This window comes from Acidovorax sp. ST3 (assembly GCF_003231145.1).
GTDB lineage: Bacteria > Pseudomonadota > Gammaproteobacteria > Burkholderiales > Burkholderiaceae_C > Acidovorax.
This window is the reverse complement of record NZ_QKVP01000002.1, coordinates 193,513-210,722: the sequence shown is the minus strand read 5'-3', so window position 1 is coordinate 210,722 and position 17,210 is coordinate 193,513. Positions and strand designations below refer to the sequence as shown.

General features: G+C 62.6%; 22 protein-coding genes and 1 tRNA gene. 19 read left to right on the top strand and 4 right to left on the bottom strand.

Going from position 1 to position 17,210, the window contains the following annotated elements; translation table 11 throughout:
• The first annotated feature begins 10 nt into the window (after window positions 1-10).
• The 5 genes from DNK89_RS05910 to moaD all read left to right on the top strand — a co-directional run bounded on the left by DNK89_RS05910 (window position 11) and on the right by moaD (window position 4,009).
• Window positions 11-325: a response regulator gene (locus DNK89_RS05910; protein ID WP_110959338.1), complete on the top strand. Its 315-nt coding sequence runs from the start codon at window positions 11-13 to the stop codon at window positions 323-325.
• A 39-nt stretch (window positions 326-364) separates the two neighbouring features.
• On the top strand, window positions 365-1,795 hold the full coding sequence (gene thrC, locus DNK89_RS05905) for a threonine synthase (RefSeq protein WP_015013257.1): 1,431 nt from the start codon (window positions 365-367) through the stop codon (window positions 1,793-1,795).
• Window positions 1,796-1,953: 158 nt separating this feature from the next.
• Complete coding sequence (gene mobB, locus DNK89_RS05900; protein ID WP_110959337.1) at window positions 1,954-2,523, top strand: molybdopterin-guanine dinucleotide biosynthesis protein B; 570 nt, start codon at window positions 1,954-1,956, stop codon at window positions 2,521-2,523.
• A complete protein-coding gene (gene glp / locus DNK89_RS05895; protein WP_110959336.1) occupies window positions 2,508-3,761 on the top strand; it encodes a gephyrin-like molybdotransferase Glp in 1,254 nt (417 codons plus the stop codon). The genes mobB and glp overlap by 16 nt, the downstream gene beginning before the upstream one ends.
• Window positions 3,758-4,009: a molybdopterin converting factor subunit 1 gene (moaD, locus tag DNK89_RS05890; RefSeq protein ID WP_110959335.1), complete on the top strand. Its 252-nt coding sequence runs from the start codon at window positions 3,758-3,760 to the stop codon at window positions 4,007-4,009. Before glp ends, moaD begins: the two co-directional genes overlap by 4 nt.
• Here moaD and dapA read toward each other — a convergent pair.
• From dapA to DNK89_RS05875, 3 genes are all read right to left on the bottom strand, one after another.
• Window positions 3,996-4,883 (bottom strand): 4-hydroxy-tetrahydrodipicolinate synthase, encoded by an 888-nt coding sequence (gene dapA / locus DNK89_RS05885; RefSeq protein ID WP_110959334.1) that lies wholly within the window; start codon window positions 4,881-4,883, stop codon window positions 3,996-3,998. The two genes, moaD and dapA, sit on opposite strands and share 14 nt — an antisense overlap.
• Window positions 4,884-5,153: 270 nt before the next feature.
• Window positions 5,154-5,513, bottom strand: coding sequence for a hypothetical protein (locus DNK89_RS05880; RefSeq protein ID WP_110959333.1), 360 nt, complete (start codon window positions 5,511-5,513; stop codon window positions 5,154-5,156).
• 4 nt (window positions 5,514-5,517) lie between these two features.
• On the bottom strand, window positions 5,518-5,772 hold the full coding sequence (locus DNK89_RS05875) for a hypothetical protein (protein WP_015013263.1): 255 nt from the start codon (window positions 5,770-5,772) through the stop codon (window positions 5,518-5,520).
• 87 nt (window positions 5,773-5,859) lie between these two features.
• Here DNK89_RS05875 and DNK89_RS05870 point away from each other — a divergent pair, with 87 nt between their 5' ends.
• Both DNK89_RS05870 and DNK89_RS05865 read left to right on the top strand, forming a co-directional pair.
• A complete protein-coding gene (locus DNK89_RS05870; RefSeq protein ID WP_015013264.1) occupies window positions 5,860-6,090 on the top strand; it encodes a hypothetical protein in 231 nt (76 codons plus the stop codon).
• Window positions 6,091-6,138: 48 nt separating this feature from the next.
• Complete coding sequence (locus DNK89_RS05865; RefSeq protein ID WP_110959332.1) at window positions 6,139-6,615, top strand: molybdenum cofactor biosynthesis protein MoaE; 477 nt, start codon at window positions 6,139-6,141, stop codon at window positions 6,613-6,615.
• A gap of 91 nt (window positions 6,616-6,706) precedes the next feature.
• Here the strand turns inward: DNK89_RS05865 and DNK89_RS24495 are convergent, their stop codons facing one another.
• Window positions 6,707-7,009, bottom strand: coding sequence for a hypothetical protein (locus DNK89_RS24495; RefSeq protein ID WP_153064245.1), 303 nt, complete (start codon window positions 7,007-7,009; stop codon window positions 6,707-6,709).
• A gap of 356 nt (window positions 7,010-7,365) precedes the next feature.
• On the opposite strand from DNK89_RS24495, the gene rpsO reads away from it, so the two are divergent.
• The 12 genes from rpsO to nuoF all read left to right on the top strand — a co-directional run bounded on the left by rpsO (window position 7,366) and on the right by nuoF (window position 17,202).
• Window positions 7,366-7,632 (top strand): 30S ribosomal protein S15, encoded by a 267-nt coding sequence (gene rpsO, locus DNK89_RS05855; RefSeq protein WP_110959330.1) that lies wholly within the window; start codon window positions 7,366-7,368, stop codon window positions 7,630-7,632.
• Window positions 7,633-7,839: 207 nt separating this feature from the next.
• A complete protein-coding gene (gene pnp, locus DNK89_RS05850; protein ID WP_110959329.1) occupies window positions 7,840-10,083 on the top strand; it encodes a polyribonucleotide nucleotidyltransferase in 2,244 nt (747 codons plus the stop codon).
• Between the two features lie 95 nt (window positions 10,084-10,178).
• Window positions 10,179-11,165, top strand: coding sequence for an NAD(P)H-quinone oxidoreductase (locus DNK89_RS05845; RefSeq protein WP_110959328.1), 987 nt, complete (start codon window positions 10,179-10,181; stop codon window positions 11,163-11,165).
• Window positions 11,166-11,167: 2 nt separating this feature from the next.
• The gene (gene tpiA / locus DNK89_RS05840) at window positions 11,168-11,917 is read left to right on the top strand and encodes a triose-phosphate isomerase (RefSeq protein ID WP_110959327.1); all 750 of its coding nucleotides are present in this window, start codon (window positions 11,168-11,170) and stop codon (window positions 11,915-11,917) included.
• Window positions 11,918-11,959: 42 nt separating this feature from the next.
• Entirely contained in the window at window positions 11,960-12,325 is a 366-nt protein-coding gene (gene secG, locus DNK89_RS05835; protein WP_110959326.1) for a preprotein translocase subunit SecG, read from the top strand.
• A 115-nt stretch (window positions 12,326-12,440) separates the two neighbouring features.
• Window positions 12,441-12,525: transfer RNA gene (locus DNK89_RS05830), tRNA-Leu, on the top strand.
• 73 nt (window positions 12,526-12,598) lie between these two features.
• Entirely contained in the window at window positions 12,599-12,958 is a 360-nt protein-coding gene (locus DNK89_RS05825; RefSeq protein ID WP_056061547.1) for an NADH-quinone oxidoreductase subunit A, read from the top strand.
• A gap of 24 nt (window positions 12,959-12,982) precedes the next feature.
• Window positions 12,983-13,462 (top strand): NADH-quinone oxidoreductase subunit B family protein, encoded by a 480-nt coding sequence (locus DNK89_RS05820; protein ID WP_007849129.1) that lies wholly within the window; start codon window positions 12,983-12,985, stop codon window positions 13,460-13,462.
• Between the two features lie 10 nt (window positions 13,463-13,472).
• Window positions 13,473-14,081, top strand: a complete 609-nt coding sequence (locus tag DNK89_RS05815; protein WP_060987079.1) for an NADH-quinone oxidoreductase subunit C — start codon at window positions 13,473-13,475, stop codon at window positions 14,079-14,081.
• Window positions 14,082-14,108: 27 nt separating this feature from the next.
• Complete coding sequence (locus tag DNK89_RS05810) at window positions 14,109-15,362, top strand: NADH-quinone oxidoreductase subunit D (protein ID WP_110959325.1); 1,254 nt, start codon at window positions 14,109-14,111, stop codon at window positions 15,360-15,362.
• Window positions 15,359-15,847, top strand: a complete 489-nt coding sequence (nuoE, locus tag DNK89_RS05805; protein WP_056061558.1) for an NADH-quinone oxidoreductase subunit NuoE — start codon at window positions 15,359-15,361, stop codon at window positions 15,845-15,847. The genes DNK89_RS05810 and nuoE overlap by 4 nt, the downstream gene beginning before the upstream one ends.
• Window positions 15,847-17,202: an NADH-quinone oxidoreductase subunit NuoF gene (nuoF, locus tag DNK89_RS05800; RefSeq protein ID WP_110959324.1), complete on the top strand. Its 1,356-nt coding sequence runs from the start codon at window positions 15,847-15,849 to the stop codon at window positions 17,200-17,202. The genes nuoE and nuoF overlap by 1 nt, the downstream gene beginning before the upstream one ends.
• Window positions 17,203-17,210 lie beyond the last annotated feature (8 nt).

Below are 17,210 nucleotides of genomic sequence, written 5' to 3'. Positions count from 1 at the left end.
CTGCCCCGCCATGCCCACGCTGGTTACCGCCCTCACGCTGTCGGCGCTTCTCAAGATGGCGCATGTCGATCTGCCGCGCTGGCATCTGGCGTTCTGGTTCGGCCTGCTGGTCGCACTGGCCCTGTTCGGGTCCATGCCGCGCACGCAGGCCGTCCTCAACGGGGCGGGCAGCTTTCTGGCCGCGTGGCTCTACTTTGTGCTGCTGGAGCGCACCGACAACCGCCAGGACCGGGCACTGCACTGGCTCATCCTGATCGGCGGGTTCTTCCTGCTGATCGCCTCGCGTCTCTACATTGACATCCGTGTGTACGGCATCAGCTTTTAGCCAGTTCACCCCATTCACCGATACCGACGGGAACCCCTCATGAAGTACCTCAGCACCCGCGGCCATGCAGACCGCAAGCAGTTTTGCGACATCCTCCTCGAAGGCCTGGCGCCCGATGGTGGCCTGTACCTGCCCGAGCATTACCCGCAGGTGGATGACGCCATGCTTACGCGCTTGCGCAAGGCCTACCACGAGCAAGGCTATGCAGAGCTGGCGTTCCAGATCCTGTCGCTCTACATCGACGACATCCCTGCTGCCGACCTGAAGGCCCTGTGCGCCAAGACGTACACCGCCGAAGTGTTCGGCACGGGTGAGATCGTGCCCCTGCGCCACCTGGAAAACAGCCTGTGGCTCGAAGCCCTGTCCAACGGCCCCACACTGGCCTTCAAGGACATGGCCATGCAGTTGCTGGGCAATCTGTTCGAGTACGAGCTGGGCCGCCGTGGCGAGCAGCTCAACATCCTGGGCGCCACCAGCGGCGACACCGGCAGCGCGGCCGAATACGCCATGCGTGGCAAGGCGGGCGTGCGTGTGTTCATGACCAGCCCGCACGGTCGCATGAGCGCCTTCCAGCAGGCGCAAATGTTCAGCCTGCAGGACGAGAACATCCACAACATCGCCATCGAAGGCGTGTTCGACGATTGCCAGGACATCGTCAAGGCCGTCTCCAACGACCACGCCTTCAAGCACAAGTACAAGATCGGCACGGTCAACTCCATCAATTGGGCGCGCCTGCTGGCACAGGTGGTGTACTACTTTGCGGGCTACATCCAGGCTACGGAAACCAACGACCAGAAGGTCAGCTTCACGGTGCCCTCGGGCAACTTCGGCAACGTGTGCGCAGGCCATGTGGCGCGCATGATGGGCCTGCCCATCGCCAAGCTGGTGGTGGCCACCAACGAGAACGATGTGCTCGACGAGTTCTTCCGCACCGGCGTGTACCGCGTGCGTGGCAGCGCGGACACGCACGAAACGTCGAGCCCGTCCATGGACATCAGCAAGGCCAGCAACTTCGAGCGCTTTGTGTTCGACCTGCTGGGCCGCGACGGCGCGCGCACCAAGGCTTTGTTTGGCGATGCCCTGTCCAAGGACGGTCGGTTTGATCTGAGCCAGGACCCGTGTTTTGCCGATGCCGCTGCCAAGTACGGCTTTGAAAGCGGCAAGAGCACCCATGCCGACCGCCTGGCCACCATCCGCGACAACTACCAGCGCCATGGAGTGACCATCGACACCCACACCGCCGACGGGGTGAAGGTGGCCCTGGAGCACCATCAGGACCCGAACGTGCCGATGATCGTGTTGGAGACGGCGCTGCCCATCAAGTTCGCCGAAACCATCGTCGAAGCCCTGGGCCATGCGCCCGAGCGGCCCGCCAAGTTTGCCGGCATCGAAGACCTGCCCAAGCGGGTGCAGGTGATGCCCGCCGATGTGGACTTGGTCAAGGCCTACATCGAGCGCCATTGCGCGTGAGCCGGGCGGGGTGAAGGCTCACCCGGGCGGTCCGGTGGCAGGCGTCGGTAGGCGCTTTGCGCGTCAGGGTGAGCCGGGTTTGTGATCAAAATCGCCCCAAGCGCCAGTCAGATATGCGCTGCAAGCTATAAATAGCATAGCTAATCAAGGAGCAGTGGATGAAGGTTGTCGGTTTTGCCGGGTTCTCCGGCAGTGGCAAGACCACGCTGGTCGAGCAGTTGATCCCCGCACTGCGGCTGCGGGGGCTGCGCGTATCGGTGGTCAAGCATGCCCACCACAGTTTTGATGTGGACCACCCGGGCAAGGACACCTACCGCCACCGTGAGGCGGGGGCTTTCGAGGTGGTCGCGGCATCGGACAAGCGCCTGATGCTGGTGCGTGAGTTCGAGCAGCCCGCCACGCTCAGCGTGCACCACCTGCTGGCCGAGCTGTACCAGGGCGTGGACTGGGTGCTGGTGGAGGGCTTCAAGGACAGCGACCTGCTCAAGATCGAGGTCTGGCGCGCGCCCGAGCCCGGGCAACTGGCCAAACCCGTGCGCTACCCGGAAGATGACTTTGTGGTGGCCGTGGCCACCGATGCGCCCGAGAGCCTGCCGGTGCTCACGCAACTGCCGCTGCTGGACCTCAACGCGCCCGACAAGGTGGTGGACTGGCTTATCCAGTACGAACACCGCTTTGAATACAACTGGGAACTGCACGGGGGGCTGCTGCCATGCGCCCCGCAATGAAGCCCCTCAAGCCGCTGGACGAGGCGCTGGCGGATCTGTTGGCGCAAGCCCAGCCGCTGCCTGGCACCGACACGGTCACCACCTTTGACGCCGACGGCCGCGTGCTGGCGCAGAGCTGCGTGTCGGCCTTGCAAGTGCCCCCGCAGGACAACAGCTCGATGGACGGCTATGCCGTGCGTTGCGCTGATGTGGCGGCGGCCGGTGTGGTGTTGCCCGTGTCGCAGCGCATTCCTGCGGGCAGTGCGGGTGACCCGCTGCTGCCGGGCACGGCGGCGCGCATCTTCACGGGCGCGCCGGTGCCTGCAGGCGCCGATGCCATCCTGATGCAGGAGGACTGCGAGGCCCTTGGGGCGGCCGATGGACTGGGTTCGGTGCGGATCAACGCTGTGCCCCAAGCGGGCCAGTGGATTCGCAGTGCGGGCGAGGACATCACCCGGGGGGCGGCGGTGCTGTCAGCGGGCACGCGCCTCACTCCAGCCGAACTGGGGTTGGCGGCCAGCATTGGCCTGCACCAGCTGCAGGTGGCGCGCCGCCCGCGCGTGGCACTGTTCTCCACGGGCGATGAGCTGGTCATGCCCGGCGAGGTGCCGCCCGAGCAGATGCGCCCCGGCGCTATCTACAACAGCAACCGGTTTTTTCTGCGCGCCATGCTGTTGCGCCTGGGCTGCGAGGTCACCGACTTTGGCATCGTGCCCGACCGGCGCGACGCCACCATCGACGCCCTGCGCCAGGCCAGCAGCGCGCACGACCTGATCCTGACCAGCGGCGGCGTGAGCGTGGGAGAGGAAGACCACATCAAGCCAGCGGTAGAGACTCTGGGCACGCTGGACTTGTGGCAGATCGCCATGAAGCCCGGCAAGCCGTTTGCCTACGGCCAGATCCCGCGAGAAGGCGGTGCCGCCCACTTCATGGGCCTGCCCGGCAACCCGGTGTCGAGCTTTCTCACCTTTGCGCTGCTGGTGCGGCCCTTTGTGCTGCGGCTGCAGGGCGTGCAGGACGTGGCGCCGCAAGCCGTGGCAGTCCGCGCCGATTTCCCTTGGCCCAAGGCCGACAAACGCCGCGAGTTTCTGCGCGTGCGGCTCAACGCGGCGGGCGGGTTGGACCTGTTCAGCAACCAGAGCTCGGGCGTGCTGACCTCGGCGGCTTGGGGCGACGGCGTGGTGGACAACCCGGCGGGCCAGACGATTGCGCCGGGCGACACCTTGCAATTCATCGCGTTTTCGGAGTTGCTGGGATGAAGATCACTGTGCGCTACTTCGCATCGATCCGCGAAGCCATTGGGCAAGGCAGTGAGGCGGTCGAAACCGCCGCCACCACGCTCGGCGCCCTGCGCGACGAACTCATCTCTCGCGGTGGTGCCCACGCCAGCAGCCTGGCGCGGGGCCGCGCCGTGCGCATGGCGCTCAACCAGACCTTGAGCGACGAGTCCGCTACCCTGGCCGATGGGGCCGAGGTGGCGTTTTTCCCCCCGGTTACCGGGGGCTGAGCCCGGGCAGGGCCTGCAGGCGCTGCTCCAGCGCGGCGGAGGCCGCTGTCATTGGAGCGCGCAGCTCATTGCGCATCCAGCCCGCGTGGGCCAGCACGGCCTTCAGCGGCGCCGGGTTGGGTTCTGCAAAGCACACCTCCACCCAGGGCAACAGGGCCTGCCACACCCTGCGGGCCTCCAGCAGATCACCCGCGCGCAGCAACTCCATCAAGGCCACAAAACGCGGTGCCTGCCAGTGCGCGCTGGCGGCGATCGCGCCGTGGCCGCCCAGGGCCAGGGTGGTGAACATCTGCGCATCTTCGCCCGCCAGCACGGCCAGGCGCCCGTCCGCGATCAGTGCCTGGGTCTTGGCAGCATTGCCGCCGCAGTCCTTGATGGCGCAGATGCGCGGGTGTTCGGCCAGTGCCAGCAGGGTGTCGGTGGCCAGCGTGGCGCCTGTGCGGTAGGGTATGTCGTAGATGACCAGCGGCGCGGCGCTGGCGTCGGCAAGGGCGCGGAACCACAGCAGCAACCCGTCTTGCGATGGGCGGATGTAGTGCGGTGCCGGTACCAGCAGGCCTGCCAAGGGGTATTGCGCCAGGGCCTGCACCCATTCCTGCGTCTGGCCCAGGTGGTAGCCCGACAGGCCCATCACCACGGGCAGGCCTTGTGAGGCGTCCAGCACCGTCTCCAGCACGGCCAACTGCTCTGCCTTGTCGAGCGCTGCGGCTTCGCCGGTGGACCCGCAGGCCACAAAACCCGCAATGCCCTGGCCGGCCAGCTTCCTTGTCATACGGGCGAGGGAGGGGTGGTCCATAGCGCCGTCATGGAACGGGGTGACCAGGGGAATCCAGAGACCCTGGAATGGGGTGGGGGAGGCAGAGACTGCAGGCATGCGAAGCGTCCTTTCAAGGTTCGACCAAGGGAAGAACCGTCACAGGTGCGCGAGTCGCCAGGAGCCAAAAAAAGGGAGATTTTTGCCAACAGGTTCCGTCGCTCATCCGGGACGGAACCACACAGCTCCGGTCAGATGAGCTGGGGTTTTTTGGCTTTGACCACGCACTGCAACGCCACCGCGGGTGCGGAGGTCACGGGAAAGAGTGCGTGCGTGGGCATGGGGCGCAGTATAGCCAGGCCTTTGCAAGGGGGCATGGACCCGGACCCATCAGCGTGAGGGCAGTCCCGGCGGCGCGTCGTCCACCGGCGTGGGTGGAGGGGCTTGCAGCAACGGGCATTGCCACACCAGCAGCTCGGCCAGCCGGGTGACGATCCACGTTGCCTCGGGCACCGACACGCCAGATTCCGCCGTGCACAGTCCTGCATGGATGCGCTGCAGGATCTCGGTCTCGGACGGCGCCTGCACGTGGTACAGCGTCTGTGCGTGCTCCACCAGGTGGCCCGCCAGGTCTTCGCACAGCTCGTAGCGGGTGCGCACGGCGTCCGCCTTTTCGGTCAGGCGACCCCGTGCGTCGGTGTACACCGCCATGAAGGACGGGGGCACGAGGATCTGGTTGTCGTCGTCCATGGGCTCAGTCGGGGGTAAAGAGCCGCTCGAACTTGGCCTGGTCGGATGCCAGCTCGAAAGTCACGACCTGGCCCATTTTCATGTCCGACAGGCGGCACGCGCCGAATAGCGTGGTTTTGCCCGCCAGTTCCATCACATCGAGGTCAATGATGGCGTAAGGGTGGGGCACGAAGACCTGGTGCTCGAACACATCGCGGACGGCATTGCGCGGGGATGGATAGAGCTTGTAGAGGTCGGTCTCAATCGTTTGTGTGGCCATGGGCGGGGGAGGGCTAGAAGATCGCGCACCCGATCGCATGCGGGTACAGTGCGGGCGAATCGTACAGACAAATGTTTTTACCAAGTTATGGCACGCAACAAAAGTGAATGGCCCGCCAAGGTACTGGCGCTGGTCCGGGGCGGCAACCTGCCTGCCGCCGTCGCACAGATCAAGGTGGCGCCCAGCGTGGGCGACATCACGCGCCTGCAAGCATTGCTGGCCCAGTTGCCCTCGTCGCCCGCACTGGTGCAGCTGAACAAGGTGGTGGAAGAGGAGCGAGCCCTGCTGGCTGCGCCACGGCTGCATCGCTCGCCTTGATGCGCCTTTCTGGCCGAACTTCCTACGCCCCTGCTGAGAGCTATTGCCATGACCGTACCCCGTGTTTCCATCCAGACTGAGGACTTTGACCTGTCCGTTGAAATCGCCACCCTGCGCCGCGAGAACAAGGGGGTGGGCGCTGTGTGCAGCTTTGTGGGCACCGTGCGTGACCGCAACGATGGCGACCCGGTGTCGTCCATGGAGCTGGAGCACTATTCCGGCATGACCGAAAGATCCATTGAGGCCATGGTGGACGAGGCCTTTCGGCGCTTCGATATTTTTGGTGCCCGCGTGATACATCGCGTCGGTCTGCTGCATCCCCTGGACCAAATCGTGCTGGTCGCGGTGACCAGCGCCCACCGGGGCCAGAGTTTTCAGGCCTGCGAGTTTTTGATGGACTACCTCAAGACCCAGGCCCCTTTCTGGAAAAAGGAACAGACCCCCCAGGGCGCCCGCTGGGTGGATGCGCGGGTGAGTGACGATGCTGCGCTCGCGCGCTGGGGCATCACGGCGGCCAACGCCTGAACCAGCAGCGACCGGTGCGCAGCGCCTGCGCCGTACCAGGGCGTCTCAGCGATGCGGTGGGCCTGTGCCTCTGCTGGCGTGGTGCGTGGAGTCAGGGTTTGCTGGTGTATCCCAGGCAGGCACCTGCATTGGCGCGCCCCTTGCATTCCCGGTACAGCCGGCGGTCACGGTCCGAGCGGCTTTCCTCGGATGAGCTTCGCTCCTGTTTCACCTTGGTGGACTTCTTTTTCTTGCTCACTTCGCCATGAGCGCCTTGAGCCGCGTTCTTGGTCGTGGCGTGGCTGGCCTCGGGATGCAGCCCGAGGCACAGGACCAGCATGCACAAAAGCAGGGGAGCGGTCGCCTTGCGCAGAGCCAAGTGGGCAGAGGGATGGAGAGCCGGGGTGAATGGCATGTTGAATCGTCCGGGAGTGAAGTGTTGAAATGCCGGGGCGTAGCTGATCCACGAGCGATCATAAGGGTGGCTTGGACTGGAATGCGCCGGGGTGGCCCTACGCCACCGACGCCGGAGCTGCGGCGTATCCTTGGCGCTACACAGGCGGTCCAGGGCGGCAACAGGCCTTTGGTTCTGATCGGGTGACATCGACCTGAGCGTGTGCCGAGAGGCCGGCCAGAAGTGAATTCAGGGCCTCGGGTTATAATCCGCAAGTTTTGCATGGTGCAAGACGCACGCTTGCGGCCGTTCCAGCTGCTGGCGCAAGTAAAAACCATGGCTTTCCGCTTGCGGCAAGCCACATTCAAGGAAAAAACATGATTGCATCCTCCGTCAAGGCCGAAGTCGTCAAGGCGAACGCCCGTGCTGCCAACGACACTGGTAGCCCAGAAGTGCAAGTGGCTCTGCTGACCGCTCGCATCAACGAACTGACCCCTCACTTCAAGACACACGCCAAGGACCACCATGGTCGCCGTGGCCTGCTGCGCATGGTGAGCCGTCGTCGCAAGCTGCTGGATTACCTGAAGGCCAAGGACGCTGACCGTTACACCGCGCTGATCGCCAAGTTGGGTCTGCGCAAGTAATTTTCATTGCATGCCAAAACGCCTGGGTTAGTCCGCTAGCTCAGGCGTTTTTTACTTCGGAGCCGCAAAACAGAGCGAAGCTGTGTCATTCCAATGAAGTTGTTGCCGCTGCATTGTGCAGCACTTCCCTGGAATGGCATCGTGTTCTGAATTGCTCTCCAAGCCAATCTGGTAGGGAACTACCAGCTATTAAAACAGGAGCTGAACATGAGCATTTTTAACAAAGTCACCAAGACCTTCCAATGGGGCGACAAGACCGTCATCATGGAAACGGGCGAGATCGCCCGCCAGGCCTCCGGCGCCGTGCTGGTGAACATTGACGACACCGTGGTGCTGGCCACCGTGGTGGCTTCCAAGTCCGCCAAGCCCGGTCAGGATTTTTTCCCGCTGACGGTGGACTACATCGAGAAGACGTATGCCGCTGGCAAGATCCCCGGCAGCTTCTTCAAGCGCGAAGCCAAGCCCAGCGAACACGAAACCCTGACCAGCCGCCTGATCGACCGTCCGATCCGCCCGCTGTTCCCCGAAGGTTTCTTCAATGAAGTGCATGTGGTGGTCCACACGATCTCGTTGAACCCCGAAGTGGACGCTGACATCGCAGCCCTGATCGCTACCAGCGCAGCCCTGGCCATCTCTGGCATTCCGTTCAACGGCCCCATCGGTGCCGCCCGCGTGGGTTACGTCAACGGCGAATACGTGCTGAACCCCGGCCAGACTGCGCGCAAGAACTCGCAGATGGACTTGGTGGTGGCGGGCACCGAAGCCGCTGTGCTGATGGTGGAGTCCGAAGCCCAGCAGCTGTCCGAAGAAATCATGCTGGGCGCTGTGGTGTTCGGTCACGAGCAAGGCAACGTGGCCATCAACGCCATCCACGAACTGGTGCGCGACGCGGGCAAGCCCGTGTGGCAATGGGAAGCGCCTGCCAAGGACGAAGCCCTGATCGCCAAGGTGGTCGCACTGGCCGACGACAAGCTGCGCGCTGCTTACCAGATCCGCAACAAGCAAGCCCGTACCCAGGCCTGCCGTGAAGCCTATGCGGCTGTGATGGCTGGCCTCAAGGCCGACGGCGTGGAGTTCGACTCGGTCAAGGTCGAAGGCATGCTGTTCGACATCGAAGCAGGCATCGTGCGCAGCCAGATCCTGGCTGGTGAACCCCGCATCGACGGCCGCGATACGCGCACCGTGCGCCCTATCGAAATCCGCAACAGCGTGCTGCCCCGCGCCCACGGCTCGGCCCTGTTCACGCGTGGCGAAACCCAGGCGCTGGTCGTGACCACGCTGGGTACCGAGCGTGATGCACAGCGCATTGATGCACTGGCTGGCGAGTACGAAGACCGCTTCATGATGCACTACAACATGCCTCCCTTCGCCACCGGCGAAGTGGGCCGCATGGGCTCGACCAAGCGCCGCGAAATCGGCCACGGCCGTCTGGCCAAGCGTGCTCTGGTGGCTGTGCTGCCGACCAAAGAAGAGTTCCCCTACACCATGCGTGTGGTGTCGGAAATCACCGAGTCCAACGGTTCCTCGTCGATGGCTTCGGTCTGCGGCGGCTGCCTGTCGCTGATGGACGCCGGCGTGCCCATGAAGGCGCACGTGGCGGGTATCGCCATGGGTCTGATCAAGGACGCCAACCGTTTCGCCGTGCTGACCGACATCCTGGGTGACGAAGATCACCTGGGCGACATGGACTTCAAGGTGGCGGGTACCACGGGCGGTATCACGGCCCTGCAGATGGACATCAAGATCCAGGGCATCACCAAGGAAATCATGCAGGTGGCACTGGCCCAGGCCAAGGAAGCGCGCATGCACATCCTGGGCAAGATGCAAGAAGCCATGGGTGAAGCCAAGACCGAAGTGTCGAACTTCGCGCCCAAGCTGTACACCATGAAGATCAACCCCGAGAAGATCCGTGACGTGATCGGTAAGGGCGGTGCTGTGATCCGTGCGTTGACCGAAGAAACCGGCTGCCAGATCAACATCGAGGAAGACGGCACCATCACCATCGCCGCCACTGACGCTGCCAAGGCTGACGAAGCCAAGCGTCGCATCGAGCAGATCACGGCCGAGGTCGAGATCGGCAAGATCTACGAAGGCCCTGTGACCAAGATCCTGGACTTCGGCGCACTGATCAACCTGCTGCCCGGCAAGGACGGTCTGCTGCATATCAGCCAGATCGCCCACGAACGCGTCGAGAAGGTGTCCGACTACCTGACCGAAGGCCAGATCGTGAAGGTCAAGGTCATGGAAACCGACGAGAAGGGCCGCATCAAGCTGTCCATGAAGGTGCTGGCCGACCGTCCCGCGGGCGGCAGCGACCGTCCTGCGCCCGCAGAGCGTGGCGACCGCGAACCCCGCCGCGACCACGGCCGTGACGGTGGACGCCATCCCGCTGAGCAGCAACAGCAGCAGTCCCTGCCAGCAGATGGTGCGTCTGCCCAGGTGAACGGTTAAATTGTTGATATGCTATTGATTTGGTAGCTGCCAGCGCATGTAATTCATGCGCTAGCGGCCCAAATCATTCCAATCCATATCCGGTAAACCCCGTTATGCAAGCTGTCGAGATCACATCCTTTGGTGGGCCTGAGGTGCTGCGTCTGGGTGAGCGTCCTGTGCCCGTGGCGGGTGCGGGCGAGTTGCTGATCCGCGTGGCGGCCAGCGGCATCAACCGCCCCGACGTGTTGCAGCGACTGGGTCACTATGCGCCGCCCCCAGGCACCTCGGACCTTCCGGGGCTGGAGGTCGCGGGGGTGGTTGAGTCGGGCGATGCTTCGGCGATGGCAGAGGCGGGCATTCGTGTGGGTGACCGCGTTTGCGCCTTGGTGGCAGGTGGCGGTTATGCCCAGTGGTGCGTCGCACCGGTGGTGCAGTGCCTGCCGGTGCCTGAGGGTTTCAGTGACGTGGAGGCCTCCTCGCTTCCGGAGACGTTCTTCACGGTGTGGAGCAATGTCTTTGACCGTGCGCGTTTGCAGGCGGGGGAAACCTTGCTGGTGCAGGGCGGCACGAGCGGCATTGGCGTGACCGCCATTCAGCTCGCCCGTGCGTTCGGTGCCACCGTGATCGCCACGGCGGGCAGCGATGACAAGTGTGCGGCTTGCCTTTCACTGGGTGCACACCACGCTATCAACTACAAGTCCCAGGACTTTGTGGCCGAGGCGAAGCGAATCACCGAAGCGCGTGGTGTTGACGTGGTGCTCGATATGGTGGCGGGTGACTATGTTGCCCGCGAAGTCGAATGCCTGGCCGAGGATGGCCGGATCGTCATCATCGCCGTGCAAGGGGGCGTGCAGAGCGGCTTCAATGCGGGACTGGTGCTGCGCAAGCGTCTCACCATCACGGGGTCTACATTGCGTCCGCGTCCCGTGGCGTTCAAGGGTGCAATTGCACGCTCGCTGCGCGAGCATGTCTGGCCCTTGCTGGCAGCGGGCAAGGTCCGTCCGGTCATTCATAGCACGTTTGCCGCAGCAGACGCCGCACAAGCCCATGCGCTGATGGAGTCCAACCAGCACATCGGCAAGATTGTTTTGACGTGGTAATCATGAACAACAAGAAAAAACTCATCGCCGGCAACTGGAAGATGAACGGCGGTCTGGCCGCCAACGAGGCTTTGTTGAAGGCTTTGATTGCGGGCACCGCAGAGGTGGCTTGTGATGTCGCTGTTGCAGTGCCTGCGCCCTATCTGGCGCAGGTGCAGGCATTGACGGCCGGCACTGCCATTGCGGTGGCGGCGCAGGATGTGTCTGCGCACGAGTCGGGCGCCTACACCGGTGAAGTATCCGTGGCCATGCTGAAGGATTTTGGTGTGCGCTATGCGCTGGTGGGGCACTCCGAGCGCCGCCAGCACCATGGCGAAACCGATGCCATCGTGGCGGAGAAAGCCCAGCGCGCACTGGCGGCTGGTGTGACACCGGTCGTCTGCGTGGGCGAAACTCTGCAAGAGCGTGAGGCGGGCATGACTGAAGCGGTGGTCAAGCGCCAACTCGCCGCAGTGATCCATCTGAACGGCCATTGCATCAGCGAGATCGTGGTGGCTTACGAGCCTGTTTGGGCCATCGGTACGGGGCGCACTGCGTCGCCAGAGCAGGCACAAGCCGTGCATGCGGTGCTGCGCACCCAGTTGGCGGCTGCGAGCGAGCATGCGGACCGCATCCGCTTGCTTTACGGCGGCAGCATGAACGCGGCCAACGCGGCCCAACTACTGGCCCAGCCCGATATCGACGGCGGCCTGGTCGGCGGTGCCTCGTTGAAGGCGCCCGACTTTCTACAAATCATTGCGGCGGCCCGTTGAGGCGGTTGCGAGGCAAACAATTCAATCAGGAGTGAACAGAGAATGAACGTGATCGTGAATGTGATTCTGGCGGTGCAGATGTTGGCGGCCTTGGCCATGATTGGCCTGATCCTGATCCAGCATGGCAAGGGGGCTGACATGGGGGCCGCCTTCGGTAGCGGCAGCTCGGGCAGCCTCTTCGGCGCCAGCGGCAGCGCCAACTTCCTGTCCCGCACGACGGCCGTGCTGGCGGCCGTTTTCTTTGTCTCGACACTGGCATTGGCCTATTTTGGCAATGCGCGTCCTGCCAGCTCGGGCAGCGTTCTGGAAACGCCTGCGGCTGCCGTGCCCGCCAGCGCGTCGGCCTCTGAGGCACCTGCGGCACCAACGACTCCCGCCTCTGGCGCGGCGCAGATCCCGACCAAATAATTGAACTGAATTTCGGCCCTCAGGGCCGAAGCAGGGTTTTTCCGGAGTAGAATTCTGGATTGTCTGGAAAGCCAAAAGCCGCAAGGTTCCTCATGCCATCCAGATGCAAAAATCAGCCGTCGTGGTGAAATTGGTAGACACGCTATCTTGAGGGGGTAGTGGCGAAAGCTGTGCGAGTTCGAGTCTCGCCGACGGCACCAAAACAAAGGCCTGCCTGCATGACCCGGCTTGGGTCCTGACGGGCAAGGCCACAGCGGTGAGCACATCCTCAAGATGAACCTCGATCAGTACCTCCCCGTCCTTTTGTTCATCTTGGTCGGCATCGCCGTAGGCGTTGTCCCCCTTGTACTCGGCTACATACTGGGCCCCAACCGCCCAGATGCCGCAAAGAACTCCCCCTACGAATGTGGCTTTGAAGCCTTCGAGGATGCGCGCATGAAATTCGATGTGCGCTACTACCTCGTGGCCATTCTCTTCATTCTGTTCGACCTGGAAATCGCATTCCTTTTCCCTTGGGCGGTCACGCTGCACGAGGTGGGTGTTGCCGGTTTCGTGGCGGTCGTCATTTTCCTGGCCATCCTGGTCGTGGGCTTTGCCTACGAGTGGAAAAAGGGTGCCCTGGATTGGGAATGAGCGGACTTCAACAAGGACAATGCAATGATTGAAGGCGTGATGAAGGAAGGCTTCATCACCACGAGTTACGACTCCGTGGTGAACTGGGCCAAGACCGGTTCCCTGTGGCCGATGACGTTTGGTCTGGCCTGCTGTGCTGTCGAGATGATGCACGCGGCAGCGGCCCGGTATGACATCGGCCGTTTTGGTGCGGAAGTGTTCCGTGCCAGCCCCCGTCAGTCCGATCTGATGATCGTGGCAGGCACGCTGTGCAACAAGATGGCTCCGGCTTTGCGCAAGGTCTACGACCAGATGTCCGAGCCCCGTTGGGTTCTGTCGATGGGTTCGTGTGCCAATGGTGGTGGCTACTACCACTACAGCTACTCGGTGGTGCGTGGTTGTGACCGCATCGTGCCCGTGGATGTCTACGTGCCCGGCTGCCCTCCGACCGCAGAAGCCCTGATTTACGGGATCATTCAGTTGCAGCAGAAGATCCGCCGCACCAACACCATTGCTCGCGTCTGAAGGGTTGATGATGACAGCTGTTGCCATTCGGCCTGAGAAGCTCAAGGACAATATCGCTGCGGCTCTGGGTGCCAAAGTGCGCCAGATTTCGGTGGCCCTGGATGAGGTGACCGTGGTGGTCGCCGCTGCAGACTATCTGGACGCCATGCGCCTGCTGCGCGACTCCGAAGGTTGCCGTTTTGAGCAGCTGATCGATTTGTGTGGTGTGGACTATTCCGCGTACGGGGATGCTGTTCATGAAGGCGCCCGCTACTGTGTGGTGTCGCACCTGTTGTCGGTCAGCCTCAACCAGCGCGTGCGCGTGAAGGTGTTCTGCCAGGACGATGACTTCCCGGTCGTTCCCTCGGTGGCTGAGTTGTGGAACTCCGCCAATTGGTACGAACGCGAAGCGTTTGACCTGTTTGGCATCGTTTTCGACGGCCATAACGACCTGCGCCGCATTCTCACGGACTACGGCTTTATCGGGCACCCCTTCCGCAAGGATTTCCCGTTGTCGGGTCATGTCGAAATGCGCTACGACGCCGACCAGCGCCGCGTGGTGTACGAACCCGTGTCCATCGAGCCGCGCGAAATCACGCCGCGCATCATCCGCGAAGACAAGTACGGAGGCCTGCACTGAGCCGCCCCGCGTCTCATGTGATTCATCATGGCTGAAATCAAGAACTATTCCCTGAACTTTGGTCCGCAGCACCCTGCGGCGCACGGTGTGTTGCGCCTGGTGCTGGAGCTGGATGGCGAGGTCGTGCAACGCGCTGATCCGCACATCGGTCTGCTGCACCGTGCCACCGAAAAGCTGGCCGAGCACAAGACCTACATCCAGTCGCTGCCTTACATGGACCGGCTGGACTACGTGTCGATGATGTGCAACGAGCACGCCTACTGTCTGGCAATTGAAAAATTGCTGGGCCTGGAAGTGCCGGTGCGCGCGCAGTACATCCGCGTGATGTTCTCCGAAATCACGCGCCTGCTGAACCACCTGATGTGGCTCGGTTCGCACGGTAACGACTGTGGCAGCTCCACGATCCTGATCTACACTTTCCGCGAGCGTGAAGACCTGTTCGACATGTACGAAGCGGTTTCTGGTGCGCGCATGCATGCAGCGTATTTCCGCCCCGGCGGCGTATACCGCGATCTGCCCGACAGCATGCCGCAGTACAAGGTCAGCAAGATCAAGAACGCCAAGGCACTGGAGGCTTTGAACCAAAATCGCCAGGGTTCTTTGCTGGACTTCATCGACGATTTCACGCAGCGGTTCCCCGGCTGCGTGGACGAGTACGAAACGCTGCTCACCGACAACCGCATCTGGAAGCAGCGCACCGTAGGCATCGGCGTGGTGCCGCCTGAGCGGGCGTTGAATCTGGGCATGACTGGCCCCATGCTTCGCGGCTCCGGCATTGCCTGGGACCTGCGCAAGACCCAGCCGTACGATGCATACGACCGCGTCGACTTCGACGTGCCAGTGGGCAAGACCGGCGACTGCTACGACCGCTATCTGGTGCGTGTGCAGGAAATGCGCGAGTCCAATCGCATCATCAAGCAATGCGTGGACTGGCTCAAGGCCAATCCCGGCCCGGTGATCACCGACAACCACAAGGTTGCCGCGCCTGCGCGTGAATCCATGAAATCGAACATGGAAGAGCTGATCCACCATTTCAAGCTCTTCACGGAAGGCTTCCACGTCCCCGAAGGCGAGGCTTACGCGGCTGTGGAGCACCCCAAGGGCGAGTTCGGTATCTACCTGGTGAGCGATGGTGCCAACAAGCCTTACCGCCTCAAGATCCGGGCACCGGGTTTTGCGCATCTGGCCACGCTCGACGAAATGTCGCGTGGCCACATGATCGCGGATGCCGTCGCCATCATTGGCACCATGGATATCGTGTTCGGAGAGATTGACCGATGATTACCGAAGCGACCAAGGCGCGGTTTGCGCGCGAAGTGGCCAAGTACCCCGCAGACCAGAAGCAGTCTGCGGTGATGGCGTGCTTGTCCATCGTTCAGCAGGAGCAAGGCTACGTCAGCGCCGAGAGCGAGGCGGTGATCGCTGACTATCTGGGCATGGCACAAATCGCCGTGCACGAAGTCACGACCTTCTACAACATGTACAACCAGCAACCGGTGGGCAAGTACAAGCTCAACGTGTGCACCAATCTGCCTTGCCAGTTGCGCGACGGGCAGAAGGCGCTGCATCACCTGGAAAAGAAGCTGGGTGTGTCGATGGGTGAGACCACGCCTGATGGCCTGTTCACCCTGCAGCAGTGCGAATGCCTGGGTGCTTGCGCCGATGCTCCTGTGATGCTGGTGAACGATCGCACGATGTGCAGCTTCATGGACAACGACAAGCTCGATCAGCTCGTTGACGGCCTGCGCGCCGCGGAGGGCCAGTGATGACCACGGCAGCCCAAATACTCTCCCAGTTCCAGGCCACAGGTGTTCAGACCTGTTTCCACGACCGCCACATCAACCCCCAGATCTATGCGGGCCTGAATGGCAGCAACTGGAGCATCAAGGACTACGAAGCGCGTGGCGGCTATCAGGCGCTGCGTCGCATCCTGGGCAAGGACGGTAACGAGGGCCTGACGCAAGATCAGGTCATTGCCACTGTCAAGGAATCCGGTCTGCGTGGCCGCGGCGGCGCGGGCTTCCCTACGGGCCTGAAGTGGAGCTTCATGCCCCGCTCGTTCCCCGGCCAGAAATATCTGGTGTGCAATTCCGACGAGGGCGAGCCTGGTACCTGCAAGGACCGTGACATCCTGCAGTTCAACCCGCACATCGTCATCGAAGGCATGATCATCGCTGCCTATGCGATGGGCATCTCTGTCGGCTACAACTACATCCACGGCGAGATCTTCCAAACCTACGAACGGTTTGAAGCCGCGCTGGAAGAAGCAAGGGCAGCGGGTTACCTGGGTGACAACATCCTGGGCAGCAGTTTCAGTTTTCAGCTGCATGCGGCCCATGGTTTCGGTGCCTACATTTGCGGTGAAGAAACTGCATTGCTCGAATCGCTGGAAGGCAAAAAAGGGCAACCCCGTTTCAAGCCACCGTTTCCCGCCAGCTTTGGCCTGTATGGCAAGCCCACCACGATCAACAACACGGAAACCTTTGCGGCCGTGCCATGGATCATCCGCAATGGCGGGGCGGCTTACCTGGAGTGCGGCAAGCCCAACAACGGCGGCACCAAGATTTTCTCGGTGTCTGGCGACGTCGAAAAGCCCGGCAACTATGAGGTGCCCCTGGGTACGCCGTTTGCCAAGCTGCTGGAACTGGCCGGTGGTGTGCGCAAAGGTCGTCAGCTCAAGGCGGTGATTCCTGGCGGTTCGTCAGCCCCTGTCCTGCCGGCATCTGTCATCATGGAATGCACGATGGACTATGACTCCATCGCCAAGGCTGGCTCCATGCTGGGCTCGGGTGCCGTGATCGTCATGGACGACTCCCGGAGCATGGTCGAGAGCCTGCTGCGTCTGTCGTATTTCTATTCGCACGAATCCTGCGGCCAATGCACGCCTTGCCGTGAAGGCACTGGCTGGATGTGGCGCGTGATCGATCGCATCCAGCATGGCCAGGGCCGCGAGGGCGACCTGGATCTGCTCAATTCCGTGGCAGACAACATCCAGGGCCGCACCATCTGTGCGCTGGGTGATGCCGCAGCCATGCCTGTGCGCGCCATGATCAAACACTTCCGTCCCGAGTTTGAGGCACTGATCCGGAACAAGGCTCCACAAGCCGCGACTTCCGTCTGATCGCGAGA

Excerpts from the sequence above, each read along its gene's own strand:
- DNK89_RS05910 (WP_110959338.1), top strand. The coding sequence starts at position 11 with ATGCCCACGCTGGTTACCGCCCTCACGCTGTCGGCGCTTCTCAAGATG.
- thrC (WP_015013257.1), top strand. The coding sequence starts at position 365 with ATGAAGTACCTCAGCACCCGCGGCCATGCAGACCGCAAGCAGTTTTGC.
- mobB (WP_110959337.1), top strand. The coding sequence starts at position 1,954 with ATGAAGGTTGTCGGTTTTGCCGGGTTCTCCGGCAGTGGCAAGACCACG.
- glp (WP_110959336.1), top strand. The coding sequence starts at position 2,508 with ATGCGCCCCGCAATGAAGCCCCTCAAGCCGCTGGACGAGGCGCTGGCG.
- moaD (WP_110959335.1), top strand. The coding sequence starts at position 3,758 with ATGAAGATCACTGTGCGCTACTTCGCATCGATCCGCGAAGCCATTGGG.
- dapA (WP_110959334.1), bottom strand. The coding sequence starts at position 4,883 with ATGCCTGCAGTCTCTGCCTCCCCCACCCCATTCCAGGGTCTCTGGATT.
- DNK89_RS05880 (WP_110959333.1), bottom strand. The coding sequence starts at position 5,513 with ATGGACGACGACAACCAGATCCTCGTGCCCCCGTCCTTCATGGCGGTG.
- DNK89_RS05875 (WP_015013263.1), bottom strand. The coding sequence starts at position 5,772 with ATGGCCACACAAACGATTGAGACCGACCTCTACAAGCTCTATCCATCC.
- DNK89_RS05870 (WP_015013264.1), top strand. The coding sequence starts at position 5,860 with ATGGCACGCAACAAAAGTGAATGGCCCGCCAAGGTACTGGCGCTGGTC.
- DNK89_RS05865 (WP_110959332.1), top strand. The coding sequence starts at position 6,139 with ATGACCGTACCCCGTGTTTCCATCCAGACTGAGGACTTTGACCTGTCC.
- DNK89_RS24495 (WP_153064245.1), bottom strand. The coding sequence starts at position 7,009 with ATGCCATTCACCCCGGCTCTCCATCCCTCTGCCCACTTGGCTCTGCGC.
- rpsO (WP_110959330.1), top strand. The coding sequence starts at position 7,366 with ATGATTGCATCCTCCGTCAAGGCCGAAGTCGTCAAGGCGAACGCCCGT.
- pnp (WP_110959329.1), top strand. The coding sequence starts at position 7,840 with ATGAGCATTTTTAACAAAGTCACCAAGACCTTCCAATGGGGCGACAAG.
- DNK89_RS05845 (WP_110959328.1), top strand. The coding sequence starts at position 10,179 with ATGCAAGCTGTCGAGATCACATCCTTTGGTGGGCCTGAGGTGCTGCGT.
- tpiA (WP_110959327.1), top strand. The coding sequence starts at position 11,168 with ATGAACAACAAGAAAAAACTCATCGCCGGCAACTGGAAGATGAACGGC.
- secG (WP_110959326.1), top strand. The coding sequence starts at position 11,960 with ATGAACGTGATCGTGAATGTGATTCTGGCGGTGCAGATGTTGGCGGCC.
- DNK89_RS05825 (WP_056061547.1), top strand. The coding sequence starts at position 12,599 with ATGAACCTCGATCAGTACCTCCCCGTCCTTTTGTTCATCTTGGTCGGC.
- DNK89_RS05820 (WP_007849129.1), top strand. The coding sequence starts at position 12,983 with ATGATTGAAGGCGTGATGAAGGAAGGCTTCATCACCACGAGTTACGAC.
- DNK89_RS05815 (WP_060987079.1), top strand. The coding sequence starts at position 13,473 with ATGACAGCTGTTGCCATTCGGCCTGAGAAGCTCAAGGACAATATCGCT.
- DNK89_RS05810 (WP_110959325.1), top strand. The coding sequence starts at position 14,109 with ATGGCTGAAATCAAGAACTATTCCCTGAACTTTGGTCCGCAGCACCCT.
- nuoE (WP_056061558.1), top strand. The coding sequence starts at position 15,359 with ATGATTACCGAAGCGACCAAGGCGCGGTTTGCGCGCGAAGTGGCCAAG.
- nuoF (WP_110959324.1), top strand. The coding sequence starts at position 15,847 with ATGACCACGGCAGCCCAAATACTCTCCCAGTTCCAGGCCACAGGTGTT.